This is a genomic window from Xanthomonas sontii, assembly GCF_040529055.1.
Classification (GTDB): Bacteria; Pseudomonadota; Gammaproteobacteria; order Xanthomonadales; family Xanthomonadaceae; genus Xanthomonas_A; species Xanthomonas_A sontii.
Genome location: NZ_CP132342.1, coordinates 4,236,765 through 4,263,747, shown reverse-complemented (window position 1 = coordinate 4,263,747; position 26,983 = coordinate 4,236,765). Strand labels below are relative to the sequence as shown.

Below are 26,983 nucleotides of genomic sequence, written 5' to 3'. Positions count from 1 at the left end.
TCCCCATTCCCGATTCCCCATTCCCCGCACCTGATGCACACCCCGCTGCGCCGCCGCCTGCGCCTGGCTCGCCGTTTCGCGTTCTACGCGGTGGCGATCGGGCTGGTGTGCGTGGCCCTGGCGGTGGGCGCGCTGAGCCAGGCGCTGCCGTTCGTGGAGCGGCATCCGCAGCAGGTGGCGGCGTGGCTGAGCGAGCGCGCCGGGCGGCCGATCCGCTTCGACCGGCTGGAGACGGCCTGGACCCGGCGCGGTCCGTTGCTGCGCCTGGACGGACTGCGCATTGGCGCCGGCGATGGTGTGCGCATCGGCCAGGCCGAGGTGCTGGTGTCGATGTACGCGGGATTGCTGCCCGGGCGCTCGTTCACCGAGCTGCGCCTGCGCGGCCTGGCGCTGACCCTGCTGCGCGCCGATGACGGCAACTGGAGCGTGCAGGGCCTGCCGACCTCGGGGCAGGGCGGCGATCCGCTGGATGCGCTGGAAGGGCTGGGCGAGTTGCAGGTCATCGATGGACGCCTGCGTGTACACGCCCCGTCGCTGGGCCTGGAAGCGCAGGTGCCGAAGATCGACCTGCGGATGCGCGTGAACGGCGAGCGCCTGCAGGTGGGCGTGCACGGCTGGAGCGATCTGCAACAGGCGCCGCTGACCGCGGTGCTGGACCTGGACCGTCGCAGTGGCGACGGCCAGGCCTACCTGGCGGTGCGCCCGGCGGAACTGGCGGGCTGGGCAGGCCTGCTGCATGCGGCAGGCATCGAACTGCAGGGCGGGGTCGGCGACGTCCAGGCCTGGCTGGACCTGCAGCAGCGCCGGGTCGCTGGGGTGACCGTGGACGCCACGCTGCGCGCGCTGCGCCTGCGCGGCGCGCCGCTGGCCGACGGGCGCACCCGGCCGCAGCTCGCCTTCACCACCTTCCGCGCGAAGGCGCGCTGGCGCCAGATCGACGGCGGCTGGCGGCTGGATGCGCCGCAACTGCAGTTCGGCCAGGCCGGACAGCCGCTGCAGCGCCTGGACGGGCTGACCGTGGCCGGCGGGCGCCGTTTCGCCCTGTACGGCGATCGGCTCGACCTGGCGCCGCTGATCGCGGTGGCCGGACTCAGCGACCGGCTTTCGCCCAGCCTGCGCAGTTGGTTGGCGGTGGCGAAGCCGCGTCTGCAACTGACCCAGGTGGCGGTGAGCGGGGTTCCCGGCGGTCCGCTGTACGGCCAGGGCCGCCTGGCCGAGCTGGCATTCGCGCCGGCCGGGGGCGCGCCCGGGGTGAGCGGGCTGCGTGGCCGCTTCGACGGCGATGCGCAGGCCGGCGAACTGGCGCTGGAGGCCGGCAGCCCGGTCCGCGTCGACTGGCCCAGCGGCTTCGGAGTGGTCCACCAAGTCCAGTTGGCCGGGCGCATCGTCGCCTTCCGCGATGGCGACGGCCTGCGCGTAGCGACCCCGGGGCTGCGCGTGCAGGGCAGCGACTACGGCGCCGACGTGCGCGGCGGGCTGCGCTTCCAGGACGACGGCTCGCGGCCGTGGATCGACCTGGCCGCCGACCTGCAGGACGCGCCGGTGGTGGCGGCGAAGAAGTTCTGGGTCCATTCCAAGATGAGCAAGGCCGCCACCGACTGGCTCGACGCCGCGCTGCAGGGCGGGCGCCTGCGCGACGGCCATGCGCTGGTCTCCGGCGACCTGGACGACTGGCCGTTCGCCGACCACAACGGCCGCTTCGAGGCGACCGCGCGGCTGGAGGACGCCAAGGTGCGCTTCCAGCACGACTGGCCGGCGGTGGAGAACGTGGACGCCAGCGTCGCCTTCATCGGCAACGGCTTCGAGGTGCACGGCCGCGGCAGCATGGGCGGGGTGCCGGTGGAGCAGCTGTCGGCGGCGCTGCCCGACTACAAGGAAGGCCAGCTCAGCGTGCTGGCCAGCACCCGCGCCGAGACCGGCAAGCTGCTGGCGATGCTGCGGCAGAGTCCGCTGCATGCCCATTACGGCGACACCCTGGATGCGCTCAGCGCGTCGGGGCCGGCCGATGTCACCTTCGACCTGCTGCAGCCGCTGCGCGCCGACATCGGCACCCACCACCTGCGCGGCACGGTCGACCTGCTCGGCGCGCATATCGCCGACAAGCGCTGGGACCTGGCCTTCGACGACATGCGCGGCAGCGCCAACTACAGCGATACCGGATTCGCCGCGCAGAAGCTGAGCGTGGCCTACCAGGGCCACCAGGGCGAACTGGCGCTGCGCGCCGGCGACGGCGTGCAGGATCCGCAACAGGCCTTCGAGGCCGCGCTGAGCGCGTCGCTGGACGCGAACGAACTGCTCGACCGCGTGCCGGAAATGGCCTGGCTCAAGCCGTACGTGCAGGGCCGCTCGCGCTGGAACATCGGCGTCGGCCTGCCCAAGACCCCCGACGGCGGCGCGCAGCCGCCGACCCGGCTGCAACTGCGCTCGGACCTGGTCGGCACCCAGCTGCTGATGCCGGCGCCGATGGACAAGGCGCCGGCGACGCCGCTGGCGACCTCGGTCAACGTGCCGCTGCCGGTCGGCAGCGGTCGCATCGAGGTGGCCTTCGGCAAGCTGATGGCGCTGGCGGCGCGCAGCCAGGGCGGCAAGACCGGCGTGCGCGTGGTGATGGGCAGCGATCACGTCGCCGACGAACCGCCGGCCAGCGGCCTTGTGGTCAGCGGGCGCACCGCGGCGCTGAACGCCATCGACTGGATCGGCGTGGTCAGCCGCCCCGATCCGAACGCCGCCGCGGCCAACGGCGGCGAAGACCCGATGCCGCTGCGGCGCATCGAGATCCTGGCCGACCATCTGCTGTTGCTGGGCGGCGTGTTCGACAACACCCGCCTGCGCCTGCTGCCGCAGGCCGACAGCATCGACGTGCACCTGGACGGCCCGGCCCTGGCCGGCGACCTCAGCGTGCCGACCAAGGACGGCGGCGTGCTCGGCGGACGCCTGGCGCGGGTGCACTGGCGCTCGGCCACGGCCACCTTGCCGGTGGCGAACGGCACGCCGACGGCGGTGGTCGCCACGCCCGCCGACAGCGGGGTCGCCGGCAGCGCCGGCCCGGTCCCGGCCGGCCCGTTCGCCGACAGCCTGGACCCGGCCACGATCCCGGCGCTGGCGCTGGACGTGGACGACCTGCGCTTCGGCGCGATGACCCTCGGCGCGGCCTCGCTGCGCACGCGCAAGCTCGCCGACGGCATGCAGGTGGACCAACTGCACCTGCGCTCGGACAAGCAGAAGATCGACATCAGCGGCGACTGGCGCGGCAAGGGCGCCACCGCCCGGACCCAGCTCAACGCCAACGTCGACAGCCGCGACCTGGGCGAACTGATGCAGAACCTGGACTTCGGCGGGCAGGTGCGCGGCGGCGAAGGCCAGCTGACGCTCAGCGCCGCCTGGCCGGGCACGCCGTCCGGCCTGCAACTGGCCACGGTGCAGGGGCAGCTCGACGTGGCCGCGCGCAATGGGCAGTTGCTGGAACTGAACCCGGGCGCCGGACGCGTGCTCGGCCTGCTCAGCGTGGCGCAACTGCCGCGGCGGCTGATGTTCGATTTCCGCGACTTCTTCTCCAAGGGCTTCGCCTTCAACCGCATCGACGGCCAGATCCGTTTCGGCGACGGCCTGGCGCGCAGCGACAACCTGGTCATCGATGGCCCGGCCGCGGAGATCAAGGTGCGCGGCGAGGCCGACCTGCGCGCCCAGCAGTTCGACCAGACCATCGACGTCAATCCCAAGTCCGGCAACCTGTTGACCGTGGTCGGCGCGGTGGCCGGCGGGCCGGTCGGCGCGGCGGTCGGCGCCGCCGCCAACGCGGTGCTGGGCAAGCCGCTGGGCAACATCGGCGCGCGCACCTACCGGGTCACCGGGCCGTGGAAGGATCCCAAGGTGGACGTGATCGAGCGCGAGTCGGCTCGCCCGCCGGCGGCGCCTGCCGCGACGCCGCCGGCTGCGTCCGGGAAGCCCTGAAAAGCCGGGATTGGGGATGACCAGCCTGCGGCTGTTGAAAGCCGGGAGTGGGGATGGCGGCGGTTGCGCGCGATGCCGGTCTGCAAGGATGGCAGTGGCGCGGCGCCCTGCGCGTGCGTGGGATGCGGTGCATTGCCTAGAGACCGCCGCGCTTCCCGCGCGCTTGCCGTGTTCAGACTGTGCCGCCCGCCGCTTGCGCTGCGCGCCTTCCTCCCCCATGTTGAGCCCATGAACGATCACGCCCTGAGTCTTGCCGAAACCCGCCTGTTGCTTCCCGCCGGCCTGGATGCCACCAGCCTGGAGCGCGCCTTCGGCACGCTGCTCGGCCCCGGCATCGATTTCGGCGACCTGTATTTCCAGCATTCGCGGCGCGAGAGCTGGAGCGTGGAGGACGGCATCGTCAAGGATGGTGCCCACTCCATCGAGCAGGGCGTGGGGGTGCGCGCGATCTCTGGCGAGAAGACCGGCTTCGCCTATTCCGACGACATCCACCGCGACGCGCTGCTGGCCGCCGCGCAGTCGGCGCGGGCCATCTCCCGCGACGGCGGCGCGCAGCCGGCGCACGCGCTGCAGCGCGGTGGCGGCCGCGCGCTGTACCCGGCGCTGGACCCGGTGGACGCGATGGACAACGCGCACAAGGTCGAGCTGCTGCGGCGGCTGGACCAATACCTGCGCGCCGCCGACCCGCGCGTGCAGCAGGTGATGGTGAGCCTGTCCGGCGGCGTGGACACGGTGCTGGTGGCGCGCAGCGACGGCGTGCTCGCCGCCGACGTGCGCCCGCTGGTGCGGCTGAACGTGCAGGTGATCGTCGAACAGCAGGGCCGCCGCGAATCCGGCTATGCCGGCGGCGGCGGCCGCTACGACTACGCCACGCTGTTCGCCGACGGCCGCCCGGAAGCCTTCGCCCGCGAGGCCTTGCGCCAGGCGCTGGTGAACCTGGAGGCGGTGCCGGCGCCGGCTGGGGTCATGCAGGTGGTGCTGGGCCCGGGTTGGCCCGGCGTGCTGCTGCACGAGGCGGTCGGCCATGGCCTCGAGGGCGACTTCAACCGCAAGGGCACCAGCGTCTACGCCGGCCGCATCGGCCAGCGCGTGGCCTCGCCCGGCGTCACCATCGTCGACGACGGCACCCTGGACGGCCGCCGCGGTTCGCTCAACGTCGACGACGAGGGCACCGCGACCAACTGCACCACCCTGATCGAGGACGGCGTGCTGGTCGGCTACATGCAGGACACGCTCAACGCGCGGCTGATGGGCGTGGCGCCGACCGGCAACGGCCGCCGCGAATCGTTCGCGCACCTGCCGATGCCGCGCATGACCAACACCTACATGCGCGCCGGCCAGCACGATCCCGAGGAGATGATCCGCTCGGTGAAGAAGGGCCTGTACGCGGTCAACTTCGGTGGCGGCCAGGTCGACATCACCAGCGGCAAGTACGTGTTCTCGGCCACCGAGGCCTACCTGATCGAGGACGGCAAGGTCACTGCGCCGGTGAAGGGCGCCACCCTGATCGGCAACGGCCCGGAGACCATGCAGAAGGTGCGCATGATCGGCCACGACCTGGCGCTGGACGAGGGCGTCGGCGTCTGCGGCAAGGACGGGCAGAGCGTGCCGGTGGGCGTGGGCCAGCCGTCGCTGCTGATCGACGGGCTGACCGTGGGCGGGACGGCCTAGGAGCCGGGAGTGGGTAGGCAGGGAATCGGGAATCGGGAAACGGGAATCGGCAAAGCCACAGCCGCGGTGTGCTGCGGCGTTGCCGGCCTGCCGGATAGGTTCATCGCGCGCCTTGCAAGCTACGGTGCTGGGAGTGTGTCGGCGGCCGTGCGTGGCAGCCGGCGGCGCCGCACCTCAGTCGCGCGTGTCGTCGAACGCCGCGTCGTCGTCCGCTTCTTCGATTCCCGATTCTCCATTCCCCGTTCCCGACGCACCCCCCAGGATCATCTCGCGCAGCTCCCGGAACAACTCGCGGTAAGCGTGCGGCGGCTTGTTCTTCAGCCGCTCGTCCTTGGCGTTGCGGACCAGCTGGCGCAGCCGCTGGCGGTCGGCGTCGGGATGCTCGGCCAGCAGTTCGGCCAGCGCGGTGTCGCCTTCGGCGAGCAGCCGCTCGCGCCAGTCCTCCACCCGGTGCATGGCCGCCACTTCGCGGCGCGCGCTGTCGCTGTTGACGTCCATCGCCTCGCGGATCGCCTCCAGCACCGCCTCGTCCTCGCGCCGCATCTGCTTGGCCAGGAACGCCAGCTGCCGCTTGTGCGCGATGTGCGAGGTGATGCGCTTGGTCTCGGCGATGTGCGGCAGCAGCGACTCGGGCACCGGCAGCTTGGCCAGCTGCGCCGGGGTCAGCGCCACCAGCTTCTCGCCCAGGCTCAGCACTTCCAGCGCTTCGCGGCGTTGCTGGCTGCGGCTTTCGCCGCGGAATTCACCGGTGTCTTCGTCGCGTCCGCGCATGCTCGTACTACTCGATCGGGCTGGAAATCAAATCAACACATCCGGCCAGGACGGCCGGACAGGGGCGAAGGGATTCGCACAACAAGGATAAAGCATTGAACGCGATCACCCCCGATTTGCACCGCGACGACAGCCAGCAGCGCCTGGAGCGCCTGTCCGACATCGCCGAACGGCTGCTGGCGCGCGCCCGCGCGCTTGGCGCCAGCCAGGCCGAGGTCAGCTGCAGCGAAGACCGCGGGCTGGACGTCAACGTGCGCCTGGGCGCTGTGGAGACCGTGGAATCCACCCGCGACCGCGGTATCGGCGTCACCGTCTACTTCGGCCAGCGCAAGGGCAGCGCCAGTACCGCCGACCTGCACGAGTCCAGCCTGGAGGCCACCGTGGCCCAGGCCTGCGCCATCGCCCGCTACACCGAGGACGATGTGGCGGCTGGCCTGGCCGAGGCGGCGCTGATGGCGCGCGAGCAGCCGGATTACGACCGTTGGCATCCGTGGCCGTTGCAGGCCGAGGAGGCGATCGACCTGGCGCTGGCCTGCGAGGCCGCCGGTCGCGACGCCGATGCGCGGATCAGCAATTCCGACGGCGCCTCGGCCGGCAGCAGCGAGAGCCTGTCGGTCTATGCCAATTCGCACGGCTTCGTCGGCTGCGAGCGCAGCACCCACCATTCGATCGCCTGCACGCTGATCGCCGGGCAGGGCGACGGCATGCAGCGCGACGGCTGGTACAGCAGCGCGCTGGCGCGCGAGGACCTGGAACGCGCCTCGGCGATCGGCCGCCGTGCCGCCGAGCGCACCGTGGCGCGGCTGCAGCCGCGCTCGCTGCCGACCGGCGAGGTGCCGGTGCTGTTCGCGCCGGAAATGGCGCGCTCGTTGATCGGGCATCTGCTTGGCGCGGTGTCCGGCGGCGCGCTGTACCGTCGCGCCAGTTTCCTGCTCGACAGCGCCGGCACCCGCCTGTTCCCGGAGTGGTTCGCGATCGACGAACGGCCGCACCTGCGCCGCGGCCTGCGCTCGGCCGCCTTCGACGGCGAGGGCGTGGCCACCCGCGAGGCGCCGCTGGTGCGCGACGGCGTGCTGCAGCGCTACGTGCTGGGCAGCTACTCGGCGCGCAAGCTGGGCCTGCAGACCACCGCCAATGCAGGCGGCGTACACAACCTGCAGGTGGCGGCCAATGCCCCCGACCTGCAGACCATCGTCAAGGGCCTGCCGCGCGGCCTGCTGGTCACCGACCTGATGGGCAACGGCGTCAATCCGGTCACCGGCGACTACTCGCGCGGCGCCGGCGGGTTCTGGATCGAGAACGGCGAAATCGCCTATCCGGTGGACGAGATCACCATCGCCGGCAACCTGCGGCAGATGTTCCAGGACATCGAGGCGGTCGGCGCCGACATCGATGTGCGCTCGCACGTGCACATCGGCGCGGTGCTGGTCGGCAGGATGACGGTGGCCGGCAACGACTGAGCGCCGCGACGCAGGCAGCGCGCAAGGACGCACAGCCATGCAGGCAAGCGACACCGAGAACACGATCACCGACGGCCCCGCGCCCGCGTGGGAGCGCGCGCTGGCGGCATTTGCGCATCTGTCGATGTGGATCGGCTTGTTCGCCACCTGCAATGCGCACCTGGGCGACGCGCTGTGGTGGCTGCTGTTGCTGTGGCTGTTGCCGGGCGCGCAATGGTGGGCGATGCGGGGCAGGCAGCCGTTCGTCGCCGAACACGCGCGCCAGGCCATGCGGATGGGCTTCGGCCTGTCCCTGCTGAGTGCGGTCTTGCTGGCGCCGAGCGTGCTGATCTTCGGTGCCGTGCTCGTGTTCGGGTGGCTGCTGGTCCTGATGCTGCTTGTGGCGATTGGAGTCAGCCTATACGCGGCGGCCAAGGCCATGCTCGGTCGCCGCTAGCGCGATCCGCTGCCGTATGGGGCGTCGGATCAGCGCCGCGGTTGCCGAGCGGGCGATCCTTGAGCCCGTCGAGGCGTCTTCCCGCCTTGCTGGCTTGGCTTGACAGCGCTGCGCCAGCCGCCGAGAGTGACGCGCCAAACGTCTTGTCCCCTCACCACCAAAGGAACGGAATACCGATGAGCGAATTCGACAACGTCACTGCCCCGCCGCCGCCGCCGGCCTCGGCAGGCCCTCAGGAAGATCGCACTGTCGCGCTGATCACCCATCTGTCCGGGATCATCGCCGGCTTCATCGTGCCGCTGATCATCTGGCTGGTGAACAAGGACAATCCGGCCAAGTCCTTCCTCAACGACCAGGCCAAGGAAGCGCTGAATTTCCAGATCACCGTCGCCATCGCGTACGTGATCTGCGTGGTGCTCAGCGTGATCGTCATCGGCGGATTGCTGATGCCGGTGGTGTGGGTGGTGAACCTGGTGTTCTGCATCCTGGCCGGCATCAAGGCCAACGACGGCGTCGCCTACCGCTACCCGTTCGCGCTGCGCCTGATCAAGTAAGCGCGCCTGCGACGCGTCCCCGAAGGCCCGGCCGCTGTGCCGGGCCTTTTTTGTGTCCGCGCCGCGCTCCGGCGGGAGGTCGCAGGGCGGCCAGGCGCAACGCCGCCACCGGCCGGTCAACCGCGGCCCGTGCTGCGCGTTTGCAAGGCTGTCGCCATCACCGGAGCGCCGCATGATCCGCCGCGAGAGCTTGAGCGCCGCCAACCGCTTCGGCCTGGGCGCCCGTCCCGGGGACCTGGCTGCCATGGGCGAACCGCGCGCCTGGCTGGCCGCGCAACTGCAGTCGCCGCCGCTGGCGCCGGCGTTGCAGGGCCTGCCCGACAGCCTGGCCTACCTGCGCCGCGAGGCCGACTACCAGCGCGAACGCCGCCAGGCGCGGCAGCAGGCGGCCGGCGATCCGCAGCAGGCCGCCCAGCAGGCGCAGCAGGCCGCGCGCGGGCTCTATCGGCAGGCACAGGCGCAGGAACTGGCGGCGCGCTACCGGGTCGCGGTGTCCAGCCCGGCCGGATTCGCCGAGCGCCTGGTGCAGTTCTGGTCCAATCATTTCGCGGTCTCGGTCGACAAGCGCGCGGCCGCGCTGTACGCGGCGCCGATGGAGCGCGAGGCGATCCGCCCGCACTGCATGGGCCGCTTCGCCGATCTGCTGCTGGCGGTGGAGCGGCACCCGGCGATGCTGCGCTACCTGGACAACGCCAATTCGGTCGGCCCCGACTCGCTGCTGGCGCAACGCGCGCAGCGCCGGGCCCTGCGCCTGGATCCCGAACGCCCTGCGCGCCGCCTGGGGCTCAACGAGAACCTGGCGCGCGAGATCCTGGAACTGCACACGCTGGGCGTGGACGGCGGCTATACCCAGGCCGACGTCACCGAACTGGCGCGTGCGATCACCGGCTGGGGCGTGCCGGCGCCACGCGATTTCGAGCAGGGCGCGCCCGGCAGTGCCTTCGTGTTTCGCGCGCCGGCGCATGCCGCCGGCAGCCGCCTGGTGCTGGGCCGGCGCTACGCCGAGGACGGCGTGGCGCAGGGCGAGGCGATCCTGGCGGCGCTGGCCCGGCACCCGGCCACCGCGCAGCACGTCTCGTTCAAGCTGGCCCGGCATTTCGTCCGCGACGATCCGCCGCCAGCCTTGGTACAGCGCATGGCCGACGCGTGGCGGCGCAGCGATGGCGACCTGCGCCACGTCTACCGCGCCCTGATCGACAGCCCCGAGGCGTGGGACGCGCAGGCGCGCAAGTTCAAGCCGCCGCAGGATTTCGTGGTGTCGGCGCTGCGTGCCGGTGGTACCTGGCCCGAGGCGCCGCCGCAGCAGAAGACCGTGCTGACCCTGCTGGCACGGATGGGGCAGCCGCCGTTCACGCCGCGCTCGCCGGCCGGTTATGCCGACGTGGCGGCGGAATGGAGCGGCGCCGACGCACTGTGGAAGCGCGTGCAGGCGGCCGAGGCGCTGGCTGGGATGGCGCCGGGCGAGCCGCTGGCACTGGCCGCGACCGCGTTCGGCGACGGTCCGGATGCGGACACGCTGACCGCGGTGCGGCGCGCCGAATCGCCACGCGAAGGCGTGGCGGTGCTGCTGGCCAGCCCGGCCTTCCAATGGCGCGCCTGAGCGGCGCGCGGTCCGATCCGCGATGGGAGAAGCTCCGATGCAACTGACACGCCGTCGTTTCCTTGCCGCCAGCGGTGCGGCCACCGTGTTGAGCCTGTGGTCTGGCAACGGTCTGGCCGCGCCGGGCGCCGATACGCGCCTGCTGGTGGTGCTGCTGCGCGGCGCGCTGGACGGGCTGCACGCGCTGGTGCCGACCGCCGACCCCGACTACGCACGCCTGCGCGGCGCGCTGGCGCCGCCGCAGACCCTGGCCCTGGACGGCAGCTTCGCGCTGCATCCGGCGCTGGCGTTCGCGCATGAGCTGTACGCGCGCAAGCAATGGCTGCCGGTGGTGGCGGTGGCGCCGCCGTACCGCGAGCGCTCGCACTTCGAGGCGCAGGATTGCCTGGAGAACGGCACCGCGCGGCCCAGTGGCGCCTCCAGCGGCTGGCTCAACCGCTGCGCACTGGCCCTGCACGGCGCCGAGGCGGTGTCGGTGAGCGCGGTGACGCCGCTGATCATGCGTGGCCCTGGCGCGGTGAACAGCTGGTCGCCGCCGCTGCCGAGCGCGGTCAATCCGATCCTGCTGCAGCGTCTGCAGCCGCTGTACGCCGCCGATCCGCACCTGGCCGGCGATTTCGCGCGCGCGCTGCGCGAGCAGGGCATGCAGGTGGACAGCGTCAAGGGTGGGCAATTGCCGCAGGCGATGAGTGCGGCGGCCAGCTTCATGGCCAAGCCCGACGGGCCGCGGATCGGCTTCGTCGAGGATGCCGGCTGGGATACCCACGGCAACCAGGCCGCGGTGCTGCAGCGCAAGCTGGGCGAACTGGATGCGGGGCTGCGCGCGTTCCACGATGGCGCGCAGGCCTGCTGGTCGCGCAGCGTGGTCGCGGTGGTGACCGAGTTCGGCCGCACCGCGGCGGTGAACGGCACCGGCGGGACCGACCATGGCACCGGCGGGGTGGCGTTCCTGGCCGGCGGCGCGGTGCGCGGCGGGCGCATCGCGGGAGATTGGCCCGGCCTGTCGCCGCGGGCCTTGAACGAGGGCCGCGACCTGCGCGCCACCAGCGACCTGCGCAGCCTGTTCCGGCACGTGCTCGGCGCGCATCTGGGCGTGTCCGAGCACGCGCTGGACATCCAGGTGTTCCCCGGCAGCGCGGGGCTGCCCAGGTTGGAGGGCCTGGTGGCCTAGGACACACCACACGGGCACAGAGGTGCGGCCTGGGCCGCACGCGAACCGGGCGCCGACGCGAGGTCGGCGCCCGGGGACATCACCGGCGTGCCGGACTCAGTTCTGCGACGGATTGTTCTCGGCGAAGTACTCGTGGCTGTCGGCGTTCTTCACCGCGCGCGCCGGATCGCTCTTGGCCAGGCTCTTGGCCGCGCTCTGGCCGTACGCGGTGTCCTGCGTGCCGGCGACCACGCTGAAGTGGCTCATTTCGTGGATCAGGGTGCCGGCCTTGGAGTCGGTGCCGGTCAGCGGCGCGCTCCAGAACGCATTGCAGACGTAGATCTGGTACGGCTGGTTCGGATACACGTAGGCGTAGGAACTGTCGCTGCAGCCGCAATTGATGGTGATCTGGCCGTTGTTCTGGTCGATCGCCGAATCGATGTTGACGAAGTTGGACGTGGCGGTGCTGTAGCGGCTGGCGTTGTAGGCGCCGAACCAGGTGGTGTAGCGCGCGCCGGTGCTGCCGCCGTTGAGGTAGGTCTTGGCGTTCTGCGAGTAGGTGCGCGCCGCGTTCACCGCGCTGCCGATGGTGCTGATCTGGCTGGTGCTGCACGAGGCGTAGTTGACGCCGTTGACCACCGCCTGCGGGCCGACCATCAGGTCGTTGCGCACCGCATGGCCGCGGCCGCCATCCAGCCATACCGTCAGCGGCGCGCTGGACAGGGTCTGCGGCTCGCCGTCGGCACGCAGCATGCGCGCGCCATCGGCGAGCGCGGCGCCCTGCAGCGGCGCGTCGAGGCGGATGCTGTAGGTGCCGCTGCGGGTCAGGTCGTAGGCGCGGCTCAGGTCGATCTGCGCCTGCTTCGCTTCGCCCGGCTGCAGCACCACCATGTCCTCGGCGCGCGGCGCGGCGCGCTTGACCAGGCGCCCGACGTAATCCACCGGCTTGCCGTCGCGCTGGACCTGGAACAGGGCGTTGTCGAGATCGCCCAGCGGCAGTTCCCACTTGGGCACGCGTGCGACCTGCGTGCCGGTGTTGCGCACGGTCACCGCCATCTGGCCGCGCTGCTGGCCGTCGGCGTCGGCGACCGGCGTCAGTTCGACCTGCAGCGGCGCGGGCGTGCGCGTGAGTTGCGATTGCGCCGTGGCCGCCGAGATGATGCCGACCAGGCTGAAGCCGATCGCTGCCGAGATCCGGGATGCGTGTTTCATGCAGTCTCTCTCCGTCGAAAGTGGGCGCCCCGTGACAGGGGCCGAAGCAAACTAGCCCGGTGATGCGCGCGTGCGCGTCGCAGGTGCGTTTGTCTTCGATTTCGTCCAGCGAAGCGCGTGCCAGGTCTCAGTATCGACATCGCGGACAGACATCGCCGCATGTGAGTGTCGCGCTGCAGCGGCCTTGCCGCAGCGGCATGCACTGGATCGAGCGCAGCGTCGCGGATAGGCCATGTGGCGATGTGCGTGTGCGTGCGAGATCGTGCTGGTGGCGGCGTTTGCCGAAGGCGATGAGGACGTCCGGGATCTCCATTCGCCGCAGCCGGCGTCATCGCGGTCTGCAGCGGTATGCGCGGCGTCGGCATTTTTGCGGCAACGCGGGTTGCCGTGGCGTGAGATGCGCCTGGTCGCCTGGTGTGGGAGTCAACGGTCATGCATCCGCGACGAGCGGCGTGGCGGACGATCGGACCGCGAAAGCAGTCGGAACTGACGTCCCGCCCACATTGCCTCAGACACTCACCGAAAGCCCATGTAGCAGTGGCTTCAGCCGCGACAGGCATGACCGATGCCGTCTGTCGCGGCTGAAGCCGCTCCTGCAACAGCGCCTCTGGTCATCACGGGCTGCGCGCGGCCAGCGCCAGCATCCATCCCTGGTTTCGCGGATGCGGTGCAGCGCCTGCGCGGCTAATGACGCGTGCGGCCCAGCCGCAAGGATCGCACGCGTCGAGCGTGGCGATCAGTGCGCGCGATCGACCGCGAGCCGCGCCAGCGCCGCCAGTGCATCGGCGGCAGCGCCATAGCCGTGCAGGCTGTCCTGCATCGCCTGCGCCAGCTCGGCCAGCTTGGCCTTGGCGCCGTCCATGCCCAGCAGGGCCGGGTAGGTGGACTTGGCCTGCGCGACGTCCTTGCCGGCGGTCTTGCCGAGCTGTTCGGAGCTGGCTTCCACGTCGAGGATGTCGTCGCGCACCTGGAAAGCCAGGCCCAGCGCGGTGGCGAAGCTGTCCAATTGCGCGAGCGCGGCGGCGTCGGCGCCGCCGCCGAGCGCGCCCAGGCGCACGCTGGCGCGAATCAGCGCGCCGGTCTTCAGCGCATGCATGCGTTGCAGGTCCGGCAGCGCCTGCACGCGGCCGGTGGCGTCGATGTCCAATGCCTGCCCGCCGCACATGCCGGCCGCACCGGCGGCCTCGGCCAGGGTCTGCAGCCACTGCACGCGCAGCGGTGCCGCCGCGTCCTCGGCATTGGCCAGCAACGCGAACGCCAGGCTCTGCAGCGCGTCGCCGGCGAGGATCGCGGTGGCTTCGTCGAAGGCGATGTGCACGGTCGGCTGGCCGCGGCGCAGGGCATCGTCGTCCATCGCCGGCAGGTCGTCGTGGACCAGCGAATAGGCGTGGATCAATTCCACCGCCAGCGCCGGTGCATCCAGGCGCGCGGCGTCGGCGCCGAACAGCGCGCCGCTGGCATAGACCAGCAGTGGGCGCATGCGCTTGCCGCCGCCCAGGGTGGCGTGGCGCATCGCCGCGTGCAGGCGCTGCGGCGCCAGCGTGGCGGCCGGCAACTGCGCCTGCAGGCCGGCTTCCACCCGCTCGCGCCAGTGCGCGAACGCCGCCTCAGCCGCCATGGGGCGGCACGGGATCGAAGGGTTCGGCGCTGTCGGGCTGCTCGGGATCGCTGAGCAGGCGCACGCGCAATTCGGCCTGCTCCAGCGCCTGCTGGCATTGCCGATACAGGCCCACGCCACGCTCGTAGGCGCTGAGCGACTGCTCCAGGCTCAGGTCGCCGGCTTCCATCTTCTCCACCAGCACTTCCAGCTCCTCGAGCGACTGCTCGAAGCGCGCGACCGGGGAGGCATCGTCTTGGGACTTCTTGGGCATGGCGAAAGTGTGCGCGGCGGCGGCGGCAGGGTCAATGCGAGGCGGGCGCCGGCGCCGGCAGCGCATCCAGCTCAAGGCGTGCAGCGTGCGCCTGCAGCCAATCGTGCAGCGGCGCGGCCAGCAGGTCCGGTCCGGCAGCCAGCAGTTGCGTGGCGTCGAACAGCAGCGGCAGTCGCATGCGCTGCCAGGGTGGCAGGGCCTGCGTCTGCAACAGGTGCTTCAGTGCCTGCGACTGCGTCCGTCCTGGCAGAAGCAGACGTTCGCCGCCGCGGCGCGCGCGCACCAGCAGCGGCGTATCGAAGGCCAGCGTGGTGTCGGCGCGCAGGTGCAGGCGGCGACCATCGGGCAACGCCAGCGGCGCGCGGCCGTCCCACTGCGCCTGCCAGTCCGCAGGCCAGGGCGCGGGGTCGCGCTCGGCGTACAGCGTGTCGTGCCAGCTGCGCACGCAGGCGCCGTGCCAGGCGAACTGCGCCGAAGCATCTGCGCGCGGCTGCAGCAGGTCGCGTTCGATCGCGGCCAGGCCGGCCGCCGGCAATGGCGGCAGGCCGGCCTGTGCGACCCAGCGTCGCAGCACGCGCGCACGCCGCGCCGCAGGCAGGGCGCGCAGCGGCGCGAGCGGCAGCGGGGCACCGGGAGCGTCCTGCAGCGCATCGAGCGCCGTGCGGTCGTCCGCCTCCAGCAGTGCACTGGCGTCGGCACATAGCCGCGCGCTGCGGACGAGGGCGGCATCGGCGTGCGGCCAGCGCTGGCGCAGCAGCGGCAGCACCTGCAGGCGCAGGAAATTGCGGTCGAAGCCGGGATCGGCATTGCTGGGGTCGTCGATCCACTGCAGGCTGTGCTGCTGCGCATAGGCGTGCAGCACGCTGCGCGGTTGCGCCAGCAGCGGCCGCCACAGGCGGCTGCCGGCGAAGTCGGACAGCGCCTGCATCGCCGCCAGGCCGTCGGGCCCGGACGCGCGCAACGCGCGCAGCAGGAAGGTTTCGGCCTGGTCGTCGCGGTGCTGCGCCAGCGCCAGCCATTCGCCGGGCTGCAGCGCCTGCGCGAAGGCGTGGCGCCGTGCCTGCCGCGCCGCCGCCTCCAGGCCATCGCCGCTGTCGCGCGGCACCTGCACCCGCACTACCTGCAGCGGCACCGCCAACGCGGCGCACAGCTGCGCGCACTGCGCGGCCCAGGCGTCGGCGTCGGCATGCAGGCCGTGGTGCACATGCAGCGCGCGCAGGCCGGCGTGGCGGTACGACGGCTGCTGCGCGAGCAGGTGCAGCAGCACGGTCGAATCCAGTCCGCCGCTGAGGCCGAGCAGCAGCGGCGCCGGTGCCGGATCGGGCAGCGCGGCGGCGAGTGCGGACAACGGGGGCGTAGAGGCGTGCGGCGGCATCGCGTCACTGTAGACGCAAGCGCAGGTCAGCGCGAAGCGTGGCATGGCGACCTCTTTGCGCCTGAGCAGCGTTGTGGGAGGAACTTCAGTCACGATGCCTTTCAGCTAATCGCGTCGGGACTGAAGTCCCTCCCACAAGAGCAGGTGTCGGCACTCGGGACTATCCAGACTGCTTGCTCAGCCCGTTGCCCGCTCGATGTCGGCCGCCAGTGCGCGACGACTGGCCCGCCGCCAGCGCGCGACGGCGCTTGAAGCCGCGCAACGTGAGGTAGCCCCATGTGGGAGGGACTTCAGTCCCGACGCGGGGATGTCTCACCTCGCGGACGATGCGCTTTCCGCGACATCGCTGGAGATTCAAGGAGACGCGTTGCAGAGAACCAGCCTTGGCGACCTTCTCCGCGACAACGCGGCCATGCCGCACACGATCATCGGCTCAGCGCTTGGGCGCCGGCACTTCGCGGTTGTGGCGGTCGATGGAGTACCAGCGGCCACCCTGCATCGGCGTATGACCATCGGTGTCGGGCGTGCCCGCGCTGCAGCCGTCGCAGACCGCGGCGACGCCGTGCTCGAACGGCCAGGCGAAGTCGTGGATCGGCGCGATCACCTCGCGTAGTTGCCGGTCGTAGAAGCCGATGCGGCCGTGAAAGATGCCGCGGGTCAGCCCTTCGCTGAAACCATCCGGACCGTTGTCCCAGGTGATCACCGGCAGGCTGCGGCCGTCGGCGCGTACGTAGTAGAAGCGTGCGCCGACGGTCAGCAGCGCCAGCCCGTCGCGATCGAAGGGCAGGCGTCGCAGCGCCTGTGGCGTCAGTACCAGGCGTTCGTCGGCGCCCAGCTTGCAGCCCGGCACGATGTCGCGGTCGGTGGTCGGATCGCCGAGCCGGCAGGCGTCGTCGGGCTGCGCCTGCGCCTGCACAGCGGCTGCGGTTGTCGCCAGTGCGAGCAACGCCGCTGCCGCACGCAGGCTGCCACGGCGCCACGGCCGGGACAGGAGGCGGTTCACTGCGCGGTCGCAGCGCTGGTCATGAACGCCGCCGGCTTGGGCAGTTCCACCGGCACCCCGTCGCCGTTGCAGGTGCCCGCCTGGCACAGCCGCGCGCGCAGGGTCGGGGTGGCCTGCACGATCACGTGGTAGATCACGTTCTCTTCCAGACTGCCGCGGAACGCGTTGCTGCCGGGGCCGCGCGCCCAGATGCCGACGTCGTCGCCGCCATGGGTCTCGGCCTTGGTCGGCACCAGCGCTTCCTGCATGAAGTCTGGGCTTTCGGTGTCGACGTGGGTCAAATCCGGGCGGCCGTTGGCCGGCTCGAAATTGCTCGGCGCATGCGGGAAGGTCTTGATGCCGGCCGGCTGCTGGTTGCTGGCGCCGGTGTAGCCGGGACCGTTGGCGTAGCTGAGCGTGGCGTAGGGCTGGCCGTTGCCGTCCAGCGCCAGGTCGCCGGTATTGGCGTCCTCGCCGCTGGTGCCGCGCACCTTGCCCAGGATCGGGTTGCCGCGCTGCGGGTAGCCGACGAAGTTCAGCGTGTGCGAGTGGTCGGCGGTGACGATGATCAGCGTGTCCTCGGCCGAGGTCGCATCCGCCGCGGCCTGCACCGCCTGCGACAGGGCGATGGTCTCGTCCAGCGCGCGGTAGGCGTTGCCGGCGTGGTGCGCGTGGTCGATGCGGCCGCCTTCGACCATCAGCACATAGCCGTTCTTGTCCTGCGACAGGGTACGGATCGCGGCCTTGGTCATCTCGGCCAGGCTCGGGTCGCCATTGGCGCTGCGGTCGCGGTCGTGGTCGAACTGCATGTGGTCCGGCTCGAACAGGCCCAGCAGCGCCGGCGCGTTCTGCGCCGCTTCCAGTTGCCCGCGGGTCCACACGTAGGCGCCCTGCGGATGGCGCTGGCGCCATTCGCCGACCAGATCGCGGCCATCCAGGCGCAGGCCGACCTTGTCGTCGTACTCGGGGTCGCGCTGCTCGACGGTGGTGAACTGGCCGCGGCCGCCGGCCAGCATCACCTGCGGGCCGCGCCCGAAGCGTGCGCCGACCATCTGCTGGGCGATGTCGCGGCAACCCTCGGCCACCGCCTTCTCCGGCAGGTCGGCATCGCTTTCCCAGTTGCGCTCGGGCACGTGCGCGTAGGTCGCGGCCGGGGTGGCGTGGGTGAGCCGGGTGGTGGTGACGATGCCGGTGCCCATGCCGGCGCTGTCGGCCAGTTCCAACCAGCTCAGCAACTGCTTGCCGAGGCTGTCGGCGCAGGCGTCGCGCTTGCCGGCGGCCACGCCGATCGCGCCCATGTGGGTCTTCACCCCGGTGGTGATCGAGGTCATGGTGCCGGCCGAATCCGGCGTCTGCGAATCGGTGTTGTAGGTCTTGCTCAGCGCGGTGGCGGGGAACGCTTCCCACGACAGCTGGTTCTCTTCGCCGGAGGCGCCCTTGCGCTGGCCGTCGAGGATGCGCGCGGCGGCGACCGTGGTCAGGCTCATGCCGTCGCCGAGGAACAGGATGACGTTCTTGGCCTTGCCGCGCATCGCACCGTTGTTGGCGGCCTTGGCGGCGCCGCTGCGGTACCACCAGGCCGGGGTCTCGCCGGCCGGATGGGCCACGGCGGGGACGACGATCGGCGCGACGTTGGCGCTGGCGGCCGGCGCATGCGGCGTGCTGGCGCAGGCGCCCAGCAGCAGGGTGGAGGCGGCGGCGAGGGCGGAAACGGGTAGGCGCATACGCAGAACGGGTCCTGAACAACGAAGTCCCCTGCATTATGCCGGCTGCGACAAGGCACGCCGATGACATCGCGCCTTTCCAGCCATGGCGTCGTCGCTGCTGCCGGGGTGCGCTATCGTGCGAAACCCCCGATCTCTCTGGACAGCGTCGATGAAACTGGTGACGGCCTGGTTACGCATTCCGTTCTGGCAGCGCGTGGTCGCCGGCTTCCTGCTGGGCGCCCTGGCGGGCTGGGCGCTGGGCCCGACCGCGGAGACCTGGTTCAAGCCGCTGGGCGATCTGTACGTCACCCTGATCAAGATGATCGCGGTGCCGCTGGTGTTCTTCGCGGTCATCAACGCGATCTCGGCGCTGCACGGACAGCAGTCGGTGGCCAAGCTGGGCGGGCGCACCTTCCTGTGGTTCGTGGTCACCGCGGCGCTGGCGGTCGGCGTCGGCCTGGCCGTGGGCACGGTGCTGCAGCCGGGCGCCGGCCATCTGGGCCTGCGGGTGGACAGCGCCTGGACCCCGCGCGACGTGCCCAGCCCGGTGCAGGTGCTGCTGGACGTGGTGCCGTCCAACCCGTTCTATGCGCTCACCGGTATCGGCACCAAGACCAATGCCGCTGGCGAGACCGTGCTGGCGGCAGGGCGCGGTTCGATTCTGCCGGTGATCTTCTTCGCCGCGCTGCTGGGCTTTGCCATGGTCAAGCTCGGCGAGCGCGTGGCCGAGGCGCGCAAGCTCACCAAGCAGATGAGCGAGATCATGATCCAGGTCACCCGCTTCGTGCTGGAGATGACCCCGCTCGGCACCTTCGGCCTGATCGCCGCGCTGGTCGGCGGCTACGGCTTCGGCAAGCTGCTGCCGTTCGGCAATTTCGTGCTGGCGCTGTACCTGGCCTGCGCGATCCACATCGTGGTGGTGTACAGCGGCCTGCTGCTGGTGCACGGGCTCAATCCGTGGAAGTTCTTCCGCGGTGCCGCGCCGGGCATGCAGGTGGCCTTCGTCAGTTCCTCCAGCTTCGCCGCGATGCCGGTGGCGCTGCGCTCGATCACCCACAACCTCGGCGTCAACAAGGACTATGCCGCGTTCGCGGTGCCGCTGGGCGCCAGCATCAAGATGGATGGCTGCGGCGCGATCTTCCCGGCGCTGTGCGCGGTGTTCATCGCCCAGTACACCGGCGTGCCGTTGACCGCCAACCAGTATTTCGTGGTGCTGATCGCCTCGGTGCTGGGCAGCTTCGGCACCGCCGGCGTGCCCGGCACCGCGGTGGTGATGGCCACGGTGGTGCTGAGCGCGGCCAACCTGCCGCTGGAGGTGATCGGCTACCTGTACGCCATCGACCGCGTGCTGGACATGATGCGCACCATGACCAACGTGACCGGGCAGATGCTGGTGCCGGTGCTGGTGGCCAAGGAGACCGGCCTGCTCGATCGCACCATCTATGAGGCCGCCCCGAGCAATGTCGGCCTGGAAGATCCGCCGGTCGACGGTTCCGGCCAGGTGCGTTGATGCGTCCGTGAGTACGCCTGCCGAGAGCCTGCGCGCGCAGCTGCGACAGTTGCCAGGGCTGACGCTGCACGCGGGTGTGCTGGTGCACGACGCGCTGCCGGACGACCCGTTCGAGCAGCGCTACCTGGACGTGCGCCGCCGCGAAGGCCGGCTCTACAGCGACGCCCAGGTGCGCACGCTGCCGCAGCCGCCCGGCGCGCTCGGCGCCAGCCACGAATGGCGGGTGCGCGCCGAATCGTGCCGGCGCCTGTTGCGCCATCTGCGTGCGCGTGGCGGCGACGGTCCTCTGCTGGAACTCGGCTGCGGCAACGGCTGGCTGTCGTATCGCCTGGCCAGCGGCCTGCAGCGCGAAGTCTGCGGTGTCGACGTCAATCGCACCGAACTGGCGCAGGCGGCGCGGGTCTTCGCCGACGCGCCGCGGTTGAGCTTCGTCGCCGGCGACATCCTGCGTTTGCCGCTGCCGGCGCAGCGGTTCGATGTCGTGGTGGTGCCGGCCTGCCTCCAATACTTCGCCGATCCGCGTGCGCTGATCGCTCGGCTGCTGCAGCTGCTGCAGCACGACGGCGAACTGCACATCCTCGACAGCCCGTTCTACGCTGACGCTGAGAAAGCCCGGGCCAGCGCCGCGCGCAGCCTGCGCTACTTCAGCGACCTGGGCTGCGCCGAACTGGCGCAGCAGTACCACCAGCACACCGAGGCGGTATTGGACGGCATCGTGCTGCGCCGGTTGTTCGACCCACGGCGGTTGTCGGTGCGCTGCCTGCGGGCGTTGCGCTGGCGCCAGCCGCATTTCCCGTGGCTGTGCATCCGCAAGCGCGACAATCTCGCGCTGGCCGCGGCCTAGCCGGCGCCGCCGGCCGCCAGCGCGTCTGTGGCGACACCTTATTGCGGCGCCGTTGCGATTGACGGCGGCGGCGCATGGCAGACTGCCGCCTCCTTCCCCTGCATGGACTCCCGATGAGCGGCACGCAACGCGAACTGACCTTCCGCTTCCTGGCCGAACCGATCGACGTCAACTACGGCGGCAAGGTCCACGGCGGCGTGGTGATGAAGTGGATCGACCAGGTCGGCTATGCCGCGGCGGTGGGCTGGAGCGGCCACTACAGCGTGACCGTGGCGGTGGGTGGCATCCGCTTCGTCTCGCCGATCCGCATCAGCGACATGGTCACGGTCAGCGCCAAGCTGGTCCACACCGGCACCAGCAGCATGCATTTCGCCATCGAGGTGCGCGCCCGCGATCCGATGGGCGGCGAGCCGCGTCTGTGCACGCATTGCATCATCGTGTTCGTGGCTCTGGATGGCGTCGAAGGCCGCCCCACCGCGGTGCCGGCCTGGCATCCGGACACGCCGGAAGACCATCGCCTGGCCGAGTACGCGCAGAAGGTGATGGAACTGAGCAAGGGCATCGAGGACACCATCGCCCACTACCACGGCTGAGCGCGCGCGCCCGCGCGCTGGCTCAGGCGCGCCAGTCCGCGGGCGCGATGCGGCAGTCGCCGTCGAACAGGCGGCCGCCGTGCACGGCCAGTTCCTGCTGCGCCAGTGCCAGCACCGGCGCACAGTCGGCGTTGGCGAACAGTGCGGCGAAGGCCTGGTCGAAGCGTTGGCCCAAGGCCGGATCCATCCGTGCCAGCAGGCGCGGCACCCACTTGCCGCTGCCGTGCCAATGGCCGCGTCCGCGCAGCGCCAGTTCCGCCAGGCGCGGATGCAGCAGGGCGCCGATGGCGAGGATCTCGGCGGCGCTGCGCTCGCCGCACAGGTCGTCGACCAGATCAGTGATCTCGTAGCGCAGCGCGTCCCGTTGCGCCTGCGTCAGCGGCGGCGGCCCGGCCTGCAGCCGCGCGGCGACTCGGCCTTGCAGGCTGCGTGCGGATTCGGTCGCGGTGCCGACGAGGGTGCCCTCGGCGATCATGTGCAGCAGGCTGGGGCGGCCGCGGGCGGCGTCTTCGTCGACGAACCAGGCCAGCGTGCCCGGGTCGTGCACGAAGGCTTCGACCGGCATGCCGTCGGCGAGGAACGATTCGCGGCGTGCGGCCGGCAGGCGCTCATAGACCACGACCAAGTCGAGATCGGAGAGATGCGTGCCTTCGCCGCGCAGGATCGAGCCGGCGGCGAAGCCGAACGCCGCGTCGGCGTAGCGGGTGGACAGCAGCGATTGCGCGATCGCCAGCGCCTGGTCGGGCGTGGGCAGGACGTGCTTGGCCGGCATCAGCGCAGCGCCTGCAATTGCGGCCAGGACGCGACCCGGCGGACGGGCTCATCGGCACGGCAGGACTGCGAGGCAGGCGAGGGGCGTGGTGTCATCGAAGTTCCGGTGACGCGATCGAGGCGGACAGCGTATCGTGCCGGCGGGCAACGCGGACGGCGACGATGACCCTCCAGGCGGACAGCGCGGAACTACAGCGGCAATACGGCGATACACAGCGGCTGGTGCAGCGTAAGTCGCTGCACGCCAAGTACGGCCGCGGCGATTGGTACCCGTGGTTGCGCGCGCAGGTGCCGCTGGCCGCAGACATGCGCGTGGCCGATATCGGCTGCGGCACCGGCCAGCTGTGGGGCGCGCTCGCCGGGCAGTGGCCGCCATCGCTGGCAGTGCAATTGCTGGATCGCTCGCCGGCCATGGTCGCTGCGGCATTGGCGCAGGCGGTGGCGTTGCGGCCACGGGGTGTGGTCGGCGACGCGATGCGCCTGCCGCTGCGCGATGCCAGCATCGACGCCGCACTGGCCGTGCATATGCTCTACCACTTGCCCGATCCGCATGCGGGCGTGCGCGAGCTGCGGCGCATCGTTCGTCCAGGCGCGGCAGTACTGGCGGTGCTCAATGGTCGCGACAACATGCGTCAACTCGCGCAACTGGTCGCCGGGGTGGCCGGTGGCCCGGACCGCGACCCGTCCACCCTGCGCCTGGACGCGGAGGCGGGCGCGCGCCTGTTCGCCATGCACTTCGCACAGGTCCGGGTCGCACGCTTCGACGACGTGCTGGTCTGCACCGATCCCGAGGACGTCATGGCCTATCTGCAGAGTCTGCCGTTGCCGCCGCAGGCGCACGCGTCAGCCTTGCGGCAGGCGGTAGAGGCGGCGTTCGCGCATGGCGACGGCGCGTTGCGGATCGACAAGGACGTGCGCGCGATCGTTGCCACCGCCTGAGGGCGGCCGCGTCGGTGCCAGTGGCACGACTGCCCAGCCGGGCGGCCGCGAAACGCCACAACCAAAAAGGCCGCTGTCCCCAGCGGCCTTTTCTGTGCGGTATCTGCGGAGCGGACGGCTTACATCGCCACGCGGCGCGCCTGCACGAACTTCTCGCCCCAGTAGCCGGAAGTCAGCGTGTCCACGCGCACGTCCTTGCCGCGGCTGGGGGCGTGCAGGAAGCGGCCCTCGCCGACGTACAGGCCGACATGGTCGACGCGGCCCTTGCGACCGAAGAACACCAGGTCGCCCGGTGCCAGCGCGTCGCGGTCCTTGATCAGCTGGGCATTGGCCTCGCGGGCCATCTCGCGCGACACGCGCGGCAGTTCGATGCCCAGCGCGGTGCGGAACACGTAGCCGACCAAGCCGCTGCAGTCGAAGCCTTCGGTGTCCTCGCCGCCCCAGCGGTACGGGGTGCCCAGCAGCGCCATGGCGCGCTTGAGCACGGACTGGACCTTGTCGCCGCCCGGCACCACGCCTTCGCGCGGGACCGGCTGGGACACGTCGTAGTTGGCCAGCAGGCGGCTGATGTCGCCGGCGAACATCGCCGAGCGGTCCATCAGCGGAATGGTGTCGTTGGCGGCCAGGTGCGGCAGCAGGGCGGCCAGGGTGGCGGTGGCGGCGGCGTCGGCCTTGCTGCGCGACGGTGCGGGCGCCTGGGCGGCGGCCGGCTTGGCCGAGGTGGTGGTGTTGTTGGGGGTCTGCGCGGTCGCCTGGGCGGTGGTCGCGGTGGCGCTCACCTGGGCGGGAGCGGGAGCGGGGGCGACGGTCGCGATCGCTTCCGGGACGACGGTGTCGGCGGGAGCGGTCTGGGCCAGGGCCGGGAGGGCCGAGAAACAGAGCGAGGCGGTGCAGAAGAGGCGGAAAGCGGTCCGGCGGGGAACGGCGGGCTTGCCTGGAGAGGTCTGGGCTTCGGTCGTCACGCTTGGATCACAAAATAAAACGATGGGGGATCATGCCTTGTAGACAGAAATAGGAAGTTCAAATAAGGTTAAATTTTCGTAATTATGAATGTGGGTGAAATCACAGTTCAGCGCAAAACCCGCTTTGCGCCGGTGTAGTGGTCCCGCCAGTAGGCCCCGTCCAGCGAATCCAGGCGCACCGTGCCGCCCGTGCTGGGAGCGTGCACGAAGCGGCCTTCACCGACATAAATTCCGACGTGCGTCACATTTCCTGCGCTGCCGAAGAACACCAGGTCGCCGGTGCTCAGGCGCTGCGGGTCGATCCGCGGCCCCTGTACCGCGGCCAGTTCGCGCGAGGTGCGCGGCAGCCGCAGGTCGAGCATGTCGCGGTAGACGTAGGCGACCAGGCCGCTGCAGTCGAACCCGGACTCGGGGGTGTTGCCGCCGTAGCGGTAGGGCGTGCCGACCAGGCCTAGCGCCCGCATCAGCACTGCGTTGGCCGCGCCCGGGTCGGCCGGCGCCACCTGCGGCCACTCGCGCACCGCCACCGGTGCCGGCCGGGTGTGGCGGACCTCGTGGCGTCCGCAGGCCGCCAGCGCGGCGGTGCACAGCAGCGGAAGCCACCACGGGAACGCGCGGCGGCCGCGCGGCGAAACTGGCGTGTTGTGCATGGAGCCGGGATAATGCGCGACCTCAGAAGGCCGCCATCATGGCGGCGCTCCCGGCGGCCGACAAGCCGCCCATCCCGTCTGCCCCCGGCAGCCACAGCGCAGAGTGCACATGAAGATCGAAAAAGACCGCGTCGTCCGTTTCCACTACACCGTTTCGGAAGTCGGTCAAGAGCCGATCGAAAGCTCCAAGGACCGCGATCCGCTGGTGATCCTGGTCGGCCACGGCAACATCATCCCGGGTCTGGAGAACGCGATGATGGACAAGGCCGCCGGCGACAGCTTCGGTGTCGACGTGGCCGCCAAGGACGCCTACGGCGAATACCGCGAGGGCCTGAGCCAGCGCGTGCCGAAGAAGCATTTCGGCGCGGTCAAGCTGCAGCCGGGGAGCCAGGTGGTGCTGCAGACCAACTTCGGCCCGCGCGCGGTCACCGTGCAGAAGGTCGGCATGAGCGTGGTCGACGTCGACCTCAACCACCCGATGGCCGGCAAGGACCTGCACTTCGACGTGGAGATCGTCGACGTGCGCGAGGCCAGCGCCGAAGAGATCGAGCACGGCCACGTGCACGGCGACGGCGGCCACCACCACTGAGTGCGTTGGCGGCGGTGCCGGTCGCGCCGGTGCCGCCAGCCCTGGCGCCGCACGCAGCGGCGCCGTCGTGCCGCTGCGGACGCCGGCGGCCTTCCTGATCGCGGCGAGGGACATCGCCGGCCTTCCGCCCGGTGCCGCCTTGGCCACTTCCGCCCCCATGTTGCAGCCCGTCGCGCCCGCCGAGCGCATCGCCACGCTGGACGTGCTGCGCGGTTTCGCCCTGCTGGGCATCCTGCTGATGAACATCGAGGGCTTCGTCGGCCCGCTGGACGCGGCGATGACCGGTCTGGATCCGACGCTGCGCGGCGCCGACCGCATCGCCGACGCCTTGGTCTACATCCTGGTGCAGGGCAAGTTCTACACCTTGTTCTCGCTGCTGTTCGGCATGGGCTTCGCAGTGATGGCGCAGCGCGCCGAGATCGCGCGGCGGCCGTTCGGTGGTTTCTTCCTGCGCCGCAGCGCGGGGCTGCTGCTGATCGGCCTGCTGCATGCCGTGCTGCTGTGGTCCGGCGACATCCTGGTCAGCTACGCGCTGCTGGCGTTCATGCTGCTGGCCTTTCGCGAGGCGCCCACGCGCTGGCTGCCGGGCATGGCGCTGGTGGTCTACCTGTTCGCGCCGGCGCTGTGGCTGCTGGTCGGCGCCGCCGCCTGGGCGGCGCAGGCCGATCCGCACGGTGCAGCGCAGTGGCATCGGGACATGGCCGAGCAGGCGCAGCACGGCGCGGCGGCGCTGGCGCAGCAGCGCGAGGTGTTCGGCCATGGCAGCTACGCCCAGGCCACTGCGCAGCGCGCGCGCGACCTGGTCGAATCGCTGAGCGGGCTGCTGTTCAACGCGCCGACCATCTTCGGCATGTTCCTGCTCGGCGCCTGGTGCGTGCGCAGCGGCCTGGCCGCGCAACCGCAGCGCTTCCCGCGGCTGCTGGCGGTGCTGCGCTGGGGCGTGCTGCCGCTGGGGCTGGCGCTGATGCTGCTGAGCTTCCGGCTGGAGCCGTGGATGGACCCGGCGCGGCTGGATCTGCGTCTGACCTTTGCCTACGCCCTGGCCAGCGTCGCCAGCGGGCTGATGGCACTGGGCTATGCGGCCTGGCTGGTGCGCGCCGCACCGGCGCTGCAGTGGCTGGCGCCGGCCGGGCGCATGGCGCTGAGCAACTACCTGCTGCAGTCGCTGGTGTGCACCACGTTGTTCTACGGCTACGGCTTCGGCTATTTCGAACAACTGCCGCGCGCCTGGCAGATCCCGTTCGCGGTCGCGCTGTTCGCGCTGCAGGTGGCGCTGTCGCACTGGTGGCTGCAGCGGTTCCGCTTCGGCCCGGTGGAGTGGCTGTGGCGCTCGGCCAGCTACCTGCGCTGGCAGCCGATGCGGCGCCGCGACGCGGCCTGAGCCCA

At 71.2% G+C, this 26,983-nt stretch carries 23 protein-coding genes; 13 read left to right on the top strand and 10 right to left on the bottom strand.

Features of this window, described 5'->3' with window-relative positions; translation table 11 throughout:
* The first annotated feature begins 33 nt into the window (after window positions 1–33).
* Window positions 34–3,951, top strand: a complete 3,918-nt coding sequence (locus tag RAB70_RS17900; RefSeq protein WP_148827559.1) for a YhdP family protein — start codon at window positions 34–36, stop codon at window positions 3,949–3,951.
* Between the two features lie 228 nt (window positions 3,952–4,179).
* Window positions 4,180–5,622 carry a metalloprotease TldD gene (gene tldD, locus RAB70_RS17895; RefSeq protein WP_017914545.1) on the top strand — a complete coding sequence of 481 codons (1,443 nt, stop codon included), beginning with the start codon at window positions 4,180–4,182 and terminating at the stop codon, window positions 5,620–5,622.
* A gap of 174 nt (window positions 5,623–5,796) precedes the next feature.
* On the opposite strand, the gene yjgA is transcribed toward tldD, so the two are convergent.
* Entirely contained in the window at window positions 5,797–6,393 is a 597-nt protein-coding gene (gene yjgA / locus RAB70_RS17890) for a ribosome biogenesis factor YjgA (RefSeq protein ID WP_148827558.1), read from the bottom strand.
* Window positions 6,394–6,488: 95 nt separating this feature from the next.
* Here yjgA and pmbA point away from each other — a divergent pair, with 95 nt between their 5' ends.
* The 5 genes from pmbA (at window position 6,489) to RAB70_RS17865 (ending at window position 11,614) form a co-directional block, all read left to right on the top strand.
* On the top strand, window positions 6,489–7,853 hold the full coding sequence (pmbA, locus tag RAB70_RS17885; protein ID WP_148827557.1) for a metalloprotease PmbA: 1,365 nt from the start codon (window positions 6,489–6,491) through the stop codon (window positions 7,851–7,853).
* Window positions 7,854–7,890: 37 nt separating this feature from the next.
* Window positions 7,891–8,289, top strand: coding sequence for a DUF4870 domain-containing protein (locus RAB70_RS17880; protein ID WP_148827556.1), 399 nt, complete (start codon window positions 7,891–7,893; stop codon window positions 8,287–8,289).
* Window positions 8,290–8,465: 176 nt separating this feature from the next.
* Window positions 8,466–8,843 (top strand): DUF4870 domain-containing protein, encoded by a 378-nt coding sequence (locus tag RAB70_RS17875; RefSeq protein WP_017910613.1) that lies wholly within the window; start codon window positions 8,466–8,468, stop codon window positions 8,841–8,843.
* 172 nt (window positions 8,844–9,015) lie between these two features.
* Window positions 9,016–10,443 carry a DUF1800 family protein gene (locus RAB70_RS17870; RefSeq protein ID WP_148827555.1) on the top strand — a complete coding sequence of 476 codons (1,428 nt, stop codon included), beginning with the start codon at window positions 9,016–9,018 and terminating at the stop codon, window positions 10,441–10,443.
* Between the two features lie 37 nt (window positions 10,444–10,480).
* Window positions 10,481–11,614 (top strand): DUF1501 domain-containing protein, encoded by a 1,134-nt coding sequence (locus RAB70_RS17865; protein WP_148827554.1) that lies wholly within the window; start codon window positions 10,481–10,483, stop codon window positions 11,612–11,614.
* A gap of 96 nt (window positions 11,615–11,710) precedes the next feature.
* Here the strand turns inward: RAB70_RS17865 and RAB70_RS17860 are convergent, their stop codons facing one another.
* From RAB70_RS17860 to RAB70_RS17835, 6 genes are all read right to left on the bottom strand, one after another.
* Entirely contained in the window at window positions 11,711–12,805 is a 1,095-nt protein-coding gene (locus RAB70_RS17860; RefSeq protein WP_017909615.1) for a M35 family metallo-endopeptidase, read from the bottom strand.
* A 736-nt stretch (window positions 12,806–13,541) separates the two neighbouring features.
* Window positions 13,542–14,423: a polyprenyl synthetase family protein gene (locus tag RAB70_RS17855; protein ID WP_043092624.1), complete on the bottom strand. Its 882-nt coding sequence runs from the start codon at window positions 14,421–14,423 to the stop codon at window positions 13,542–13,544.
* Complete coding sequence (locus RAB70_RS17850) at window positions 14,413–14,676, bottom strand: exodeoxyribonuclease VII small subunit (protein ID WP_017909613.1); 264 nt, start codon at window positions 14,674–14,676, stop codon at window positions 14,413–14,415. The genes RAB70_RS17855 and RAB70_RS17850 overlap by 11 nt, the downstream gene beginning before the upstream one ends.
* Window positions 14,677–14,707: 31 nt before the next feature.
* Window positions 14,708–16,051 carry a tRNA lysidine(34) synthetase TilS gene (tilS, locus tag RAB70_RS17845; RefSeq protein ID WP_148827587.1) on the bottom strand — a complete coding sequence of 448 codons (1,344 nt, stop codon included), beginning with the start codon at window positions 16,049–16,051 and terminating at the stop codon, window positions 14,708–14,710.
* Window positions 16,052–16,484: 433 nt separating this feature from the next.
* Complete coding sequence (locus RAB70_RS17840; protein WP_225851507.1) at window positions 16,485–17,054, bottom strand: WG repeat-containing protein; 570 nt, start codon at window positions 17,052–17,054, stop codon at window positions 16,485–16,487.
* Window positions 17,051–18,757 (bottom strand): alkaline phosphatase, encoded by a 1,707-nt coding sequence (locus RAB70_RS17835; RefSeq protein ID WP_148827553.1) that lies wholly within the window; start codon window positions 18,755–18,757, stop codon window positions 17,051–17,053. Before RAB70_RS17835 ends, RAB70_RS17840 begins: the two co-directional genes overlap by 4 nt.
* 151 nt (window positions 18,758–18,908) lie before the next feature.
* On the opposite strand from RAB70_RS17835, the gene RAB70_RS17830 reads away from it, so the two are divergent.
* From RAB70_RS17830 to RAB70_RS17820, 3 genes are all read left to right on the top strand, one after another.
* A complete protein-coding gene (locus RAB70_RS17830; protein WP_017909254.1) occupies window positions 18,909–20,249 on the top strand; it encodes a dicarboxylate/amino acid:cation symporter in 1,341 nt (446 codons plus the stop codon).
* A 7-nt stretch (window positions 20,250–20,256) separates the two neighbouring features.
* Window positions 20,257–21,093, top strand: coding sequence for a class I SAM-dependent methyltransferase (locus RAB70_RS17825; RefSeq protein ID WP_148827552.1), 837 nt, complete (start codon window positions 20,257–20,259; stop codon window positions 21,091–21,093).
* Window positions 21,094–21,206: 113 nt separating this feature from the next.
* The gene (locus RAB70_RS17820; RefSeq protein ID WP_010341292.1) at window positions 21,207–21,686 is read left to right on the top strand and encodes an acyl-CoA thioesterase; all 480 of its coding nucleotides are present in this window, start codon (window positions 21,207–21,209) and stop codon (window positions 21,684–21,686) included.
* A gap of 22 nt (window positions 21,687–21,708) precedes the next feature.
* Here the strand turns inward: RAB70_RS17820 and RAB70_RS17815 are convergent, their stop codons facing one another.
* Window positions 21,709–22,458: a nucleotidyltransferase domain-containing protein gene (locus tag RAB70_RS17815; RefSeq protein WP_148827551.1), complete on the bottom strand. Its 750-nt coding sequence runs from the start codon at window positions 22,456–22,458 to the stop codon at window positions 21,709–21,711.
* A gap of 161 nt (window positions 22,459–22,619) precedes the next feature.
* On the opposite strand from RAB70_RS17815, the gene RAB70_RS17810 reads away from it, so the two are divergent.
* Window positions 22,620–23,396, top strand: a complete 777-nt coding sequence (locus RAB70_RS17810; protein ID WP_148827550.1) for a class I SAM-dependent methyltransferase — start codon at window positions 22,620–22,622, stop codon at window positions 23,394–23,396.
* A gap of 119 nt (window positions 23,397–23,515) precedes the next feature.
* Here RAB70_RS17810 and RAB70_RS17805 read toward each other — a convergent pair whose 3' ends face one another.
* Together RAB70_RS17805 and RAB70_RS17800 are read right to left on the bottom strand one after the other, a co-directional pair.
* Window positions 23,516–24,358: a C40 family peptidase gene (locus RAB70_RS17805; RefSeq protein WP_170268135.1), complete on the bottom strand. Its 843-nt coding sequence runs from the start codon at window positions 24,356–24,358 to the stop codon at window positions 23,516–23,518.
* Between the two features lie 107 nt (window positions 24,359–24,465).
* Window positions 24,466–25,008, bottom strand: coding sequence for a C40 family peptidase (locus RAB70_RS17800; RefSeq protein ID WP_017909248.1), 543 nt, complete (start codon window positions 25,006–25,008; stop codon window positions 24,466–24,468).
* A 109-nt stretch (window positions 25,009–25,117) separates the two neighbouring features.
* Here RAB70_RS17800 and RAB70_RS17795 point away from each other — a divergent pair, with 109 nt between their 5' ends.
* Window positions 25,118–25,597: a peptidylprolyl isomerase gene (locus RAB70_RS17795; RefSeq protein ID WP_017909247.1), complete on the top strand. Its 480-nt coding sequence runs from the start codon at window positions 25,118–25,120 to the stop codon at window positions 25,595–25,597.
* A 157-nt stretch (window positions 25,598–25,754) separates the two neighbouring features.
* A complete protein-coding gene (locus RAB70_RS17790; RefSeq protein WP_148827549.1) occupies window positions 25,755–26,978 on the top strand; it encodes a DUF418 domain-containing protein in 1,224 nt (407 codons plus the stop codon).
* Window positions 26,979–26,983 lie beyond the last annotated feature (5 nt).